General features: G+C 45.8%; 5 protein-coding genes. 2 read left to right on the top strand and 3 right to left on the bottom strand.

The window, feature by feature from the left end:
• Positions 1 to 81: 81 nt before the first annotated feature.
• The gene (locus tag O9290_RS12895; RefSeq protein ID WP_288087130.1) at positions 82 to 630 is read right to left on the bottom strand and encodes a DUF2808 domain-containing protein; all 549 of its coding nucleotides are present in this window, start codon (positions 628 to 630) and stop codon (positions 82 to 84) included.
• Between the two features lie 118 nt (positions 631 to 748).
• A complete protein-coding gene (gene smpB / locus O9290_RS12900; RefSeq protein ID WP_004162719.1) occupies positions 749 to 1,213 on the bottom strand; it encodes an SsrA-binding protein SmpB in 465 nt (154 codons plus the stop codon).
• A 328-nt stretch (positions 1,214 to 1,541) separates the two neighbouring features.
• Between smpB and psb29 the strand changes: the two genes are divergently transcribed.
• Positions 1,542 to 2,228 (top strand): photosystem II biogenesis protein Psp29, encoded by a 687-nt coding sequence (gene psb29, locus O9290_RS12905; RefSeq protein WP_174718083.1) that lies wholly within the window; start codon positions 1,542 to 1,544, stop codon positions 2,226 to 2,228.
• A 137-nt stretch (positions 2,229 to 2,365) separates the two neighbouring features.
• Entirely contained in the window at positions 2,366 to 3,502 is a 1,137-nt protein-coding gene (cofH, locus tag O9290_RS12910) for a 7,8-didemethyl-8-hydroxy-5-deazariboflavin synthase subunit CofH (RefSeq protein WP_288056148.1), read from the top strand.
• A 270-nt stretch (positions 3,503 to 3,772) separates the two neighbouring features.
• Here the strand turns inward: cofH and purM are convergent, their stop codons facing one another.
• On the bottom strand, positions 3,773 to 4,798 hold the full coding sequence (gene purM / locus O9290_RS12915; protein ID WP_288056151.1) for a phosphoribosylformylglycinamidine cyclo-ligase: 1,026 nt from the start codon (positions 4,796 to 4,798) through the stop codon (positions 3,773 to 3,775).
• Between the last annotated feature and the right edge of the window lie 428 nt (positions 4,799 to 5,226).

Raw genomic sequence — 5,226 nt, forward strand, 5'->3', positions numbered from 1 at the left:
ACCCCACACCCCACACCCCACACCCCACACCCCACACCCCACACCCTACCCCCACGAAAAACTTTTTGCCGCAAACCCTACTTAAGGTTCGATACTGACAATCCAAGTCCCAACGTAGAGACGGACGGGAATATTGCCAGAGGCAATCACATCACAGGTAAAGTAATAAGTGCCTAATTCAGGATTTCTGACATTAGACATGACGATTTCAACTTTGCTGGTCGGATCGATCGCTTGTTCGGGGACAATTTGAATAATGCGACTATCCTTATCCCAAACCACTTCCTTTAAAGGTAAAGATTTGCCGTTGGTGCGTACCTCGATTTTATTGGTGTCAAACTGGCCGTTAAAATAATCGGGATAGGAAATAAAAAAAGCCGAGGCCCCTTGGGAGAGTTTTTTCGGGGGAATATAGAGTTTATAACGATCCATTTGCCGGGGACGACCACCAAATTGCAAGAAATAATCTAAGATATCCTTGCGATCGACTCCACTAAAAATGGTTAGGCCGGGGTTGCCATTGGCTAAAGTTATTTTTGGTAAAATAATCCCCGCACCCACAGCTAAAGATAGAGCAATTAAAGCGGGTGCCTTAGCATATTTAATTATTTTTGTCAAGAGTTTTAACATAAATTTTAACCCAAAGTGAGGGGGATGGTGACGGCCGCAAGGAGCCTAATACAGTTCAACTGTAACAAAACCCGATCGTTTCTTACCTAGACCTTTGCCAGTCCGATAAGTGTCTTGGTTAACGCTTCATCGCTCGCGCCATATCCCGTTGATCCTGACGACGTTTCAAATCTTCGCGTTTATCGTGTAATTTTTTGCCTCTACCGAGGCCAATGCTGATTTTTACCCAACTACCTTTAAAATACATCTTTAAAGGCACAAGAGTTAAGCCTTTCTGTTCCACTTGACCGATGAGTTTGCTGATTTCCTTTTTGTGCATCAACAATTTTCTCGTCCGGCGCGGATCGTGATTAAAATATTCGCTACTCTGTTCGTAGGGGGAAATATGAACATTAATTAACACCGCTTCACCATTGCGGACTAAAACGTAACCATCCCGCAGGTTTACCTTACCGGCACGCACGGATTTAACCTCGGTCCCCAGCAACTGCACCCCCGCTTCAAAAGTCTCTAAAATCTCGTAGAGATGGCGTGCTTGCCGGTTATCACTGATAATTTTGATTTTGTCGTCTTGATTGGCCATATAGTCAACTGAAAAGTGAAAAAGCTGTTGGGTGTTGGGGTGTTAGGGTGTTGGGGTGTTAGGGTGTTAGGGTGTTGGGGTGTTGGGGTGTTAGGGTGTTAGGGTGTTGGGGTTTTAGTTGAATTCCCCCATTTCCCCACTTCCCCATTCCCCCACTTCCCCATTCCCCCATTTCCCCATTTCCCCATTTCCCATTGCCCTATCTTACTCGCTCTTTTGCTCTCTCTGGACTGACTGCTTGCCGCTCTTTGGTGATCACTGGCCTTGTCAGGGGGAACGAGAAGGGAGAAAATGAGAGCAGTGTTAAATTTTTATGAAGTTTGGTTCTGTGGACAAAATTCGTACTGTTTCCGATAGTAAGCGTGATTTTTATACTCGCCACACCCGCCCCATCAATTCGGTGTATCGGCGCGTGGTTGAGGAATTATTAGTCGAGATGCACCTGCTCTCCGTTAATGTAGATTTCCATTATGATCCAATTTATGCCCTTGGTGTGGTTACTTCTTTCGAGAAGTTCATGGAAGGCTATCGTCCGGGGGAGGATAAACCGAATATTTTTAATGCTTTGTGCCAAGCGGTTAACGGTAATCCCGAAGTCTATCGTCGTGATGCCGAAAATATGATCGCTATTGCCAAAGAAACTAATATTGATTCCTTGCTTTCCCAACTGCAAAACCCTGCTCTGGGTGGTAACAATCAGTTGTCTGATAGTTTAGTTTCGGTTATCAACGCGCCTAAGTTTAAGTATAGTCGCCTGTTTGCCATCGGTCTCTATACTATTTTGGCGGAAGCACAACCGGACATGATCAAGGAAAAAGAAAAACGCGAACAAATTTTGCAAAAGTTCTCAGAAATTCTCCGTCTCTCCAGCGAGAAACTGCAAAAAGACCTCGATGTTTATCGCGGTAATCTTGATAAAATGGATCAGCTGCTCAAGGTGATCGAAGATGCCCTAGAAGCAGAAAAGAAAAAACGTCAACAAAAAGAACAGGAAAAACAAACCACCCCGCAATAAAGGCTCTCAACCGGAAATTACCGCGTGCAGACAAGGGAATAGGGAACAGAAAAAGGATTAAATCGGCTCTCTTTCTTTACTGTTCCTTCTGACCTCGTTCTAAAATTAAGATCGGCAACCCTTAATATTTATCTCCCGTGACTAACTCCTCCATCACCGCACCCGTAACCGATATTTTGGCAAAAGCGCGGTCAGGGGCGAATTTATCGGCAAAAGAAGCGATTATCTTGCTAGAAACTACCGATAACCGTTTAATTGCCCGGATTCGGGAAACGGCCGACTTTTTGCGTCGTCAACAGGTGGGAGATACCGTCACCTACGTGATCAATCGCAACATTAATTTTAGTAACATCTGTGAGCAGCATTGCAGTTTTTGTGCATTCAGACGCGATGAAAATGAAGAAGGGGCCTTCTGGCTTAATTTAGAGGAAATTATCGCTAAAGCGGCGGATGCTGTCCGTCGTGGGGCGACGGAAATTTGTATGCAGGGGGGATTAAACCCAAAAGCCAAGATTAAGGGCAATTCCTTAGACTATTACCTCGAAATTGTTAAAAACCTGAAACAAGCCTTTCCCAACCTGCATTTACACGCTTTTTCGCCCCAAGAAGTCCAATTTATAGCTAGAGAAGACGGTTTAAGTTACGAAAAAGTTATCGCTTCCCTGCAAGAAGCAGGAGTCAATTCTCTCCCGGGGACGGCTGCCGAAGTGTTAGTGGATGAGGTAAGACGGGTAATTTGTCCAGAAAAAATCGATGCCGCCACTTGGTTAGAAATAGTCGGTACTGCCCATCGCTTGGGGTTACATACCACCAGTACCATGCTCTGCGGTCATATTGAAACCCCTAGCCAACAGGTGCAGCACCTCGAAAAAATTAGAAAACAGCAAGAAATCGCCCTAGAAAATAATTATCGGGCTAAAATCACCGAATTTATTTTATTGCCTTTTGTGGGACAATCGGCCCCCAAACCCCTGAGAAATCGAGTCGGACGAGATCAACCAATTTTAGCCGATACATTAAAGTTAACGGCAGTGGCGCGGATTTATTTGGGCAATAGCATTAAAAATCATCAACCCAGTTGGGTAAAATTGGGCTTACAGGGGGCGACAGAAGCTTTAAACTGGGGTTGCAACGATCTCGGTGGCACTCTCATGGAAGAACATATTACCACTATGGCCGGGGCCCTGGGCGGTACTTGTTTGACCGTCGAGGAATTAGCAACGGCGATTAAATCCCTCGATCGCCCCGCCCGTCAACGGGATACAATCTATTAACTAGGGTTTGCTGAAAGAGTTTTTCGTGGGGGCAGGGTGTGGCCCCCCCAACCCCCCCGACATCGGGGGGGCAGCTGGGGTGTAGGGTTTTCCCCATTTTCAGGGGGTCAATTACCTAATTTTCAGGGAAAAAGTGCCTAAATTTCCCCCCCGATCACCCCAATGTCTGGCACTTTTTGATGGGAAAAAAGTCTAAAATTCTTATCCAACAAGGTTTTTAGATTTATTCAGCAGACCCTAAGTAGGGTTTGCTGAAAGAGTTTTTTCAGCTTAATCAAGCCCAACAATCTCCCCCTTGCCGGCAATCACTTCGCCGATTTGGTAGGCATTAATCCCAGAGGATTGTAGTTGATTAATAGTCGATCGAGCCAGATCTGATGGGACAATGATCACAAAACCGATACCCATATTAAAAGTATTAAACATGGCTTCGGCATTAACCGAACCCATCTGGGCTAACCAGTGAAAAATCGGCAAAATTGGCCAACTTTCGCGGTAAATCTGCACGGAATGCCCTTTACCTAAGCAGCGGGGCAAATTTTCCGGGATGCCACCCCCAGTAATGTGGGCCATGGCGTGAATATCTAACCCAGAGCGCAAAAGTTCTAGCACAGGTTTAACATAAAGTCTAGTGGGAGTTAACAAAACTTCACCTAAGCTAGAGCCGGTCAAAATTTCGGGGCAATCTTGCCAATTTAAGCCCTGGGTGTCGATAATCTTGCGAACAAGACTAAAACCGTTACTGTGAACCCCACTACTGGCTAAACCGATAGCCACATCGCCGATTTGCACCTTACTGCCGTCGAGTAATTGACTTTTTTCGACAATACCGACGCAAAAACCCGCTAAATCGTACTCTCCCGCCGAATAAAACCCCGGCATCTCCGCCGTTTCCCCTCCCAAAAGAGTACAACCACTATCACGACAGGCCCTAGCGATTCCCGATACCACCGCCGCTAACTGTGACGCTTCCAGTTTACCGGTGGCGAGATAATCCAAGAAAAATAAAGGTTCAGCCCCGGAGGTTAAGACATCGTTGACGCACATGGCCACGAGGTCAATTCCCACCGTATCATGGCAATTGAGACTATGGGCAATTTTCAGCTTGGTTCCTACACCATCAGTTCCCGATACTAACACCGGTTGCCGATAACCGGAAGGTAACTGAAAATAGCCGCCAAAACCGCCTAAACCGCCGATAACTTCGGGACGGAAGGTACTTTCCACATTTTGGCGAATTTTCTCGACAAAAGCGCGTCCCGCTTCCACATCCACGCCCGCTTCTTTATAATCCATGCCCAATTGACCGATTGTATCTCTCAAATTTTACCCAGATTTCGGTCCCATGGGAATTATGAATTATGAATTATGAATTGGGAAGTGGGGAGGAAAGGGTGCGCGAGACGGCCAAAATTGCTGCTTTGACTCGAAGGTGAGAATCCGTCGTAACGCAGCACCTATGATCGACTCATCGACTAAGTAGCTGGTTACAATTAAAGATAAAATACAAAGAACCAGAAGCCTGCGCCACTATCTAACAATTAATTGAGATTGCTTAATTAGGGTTTGCTGAAAAAGTACGGGCGAAGCATTCGGATAGAAAATCTACGGTTTCACCGATAGGTTATTACCCGAATGCTTCGCCCCTACAGGACGCAATCGCCGCTCAAGATGCCAGGTTTTGAAGCACGATTATCTCAAAATCTTGCACCTGTTTCGCAAGA

Source organism: Microcystis sp. LE19-41.2A, assembly GCF_027530405.1.
In the GTDB taxonomy this organism is placed as follows: Bacteria; Cyanobacteriota; Cyanobacteriia; order Cyanobacteriales; family Microcystaceae; genus Microcystis; species Microcystis aeruginosa.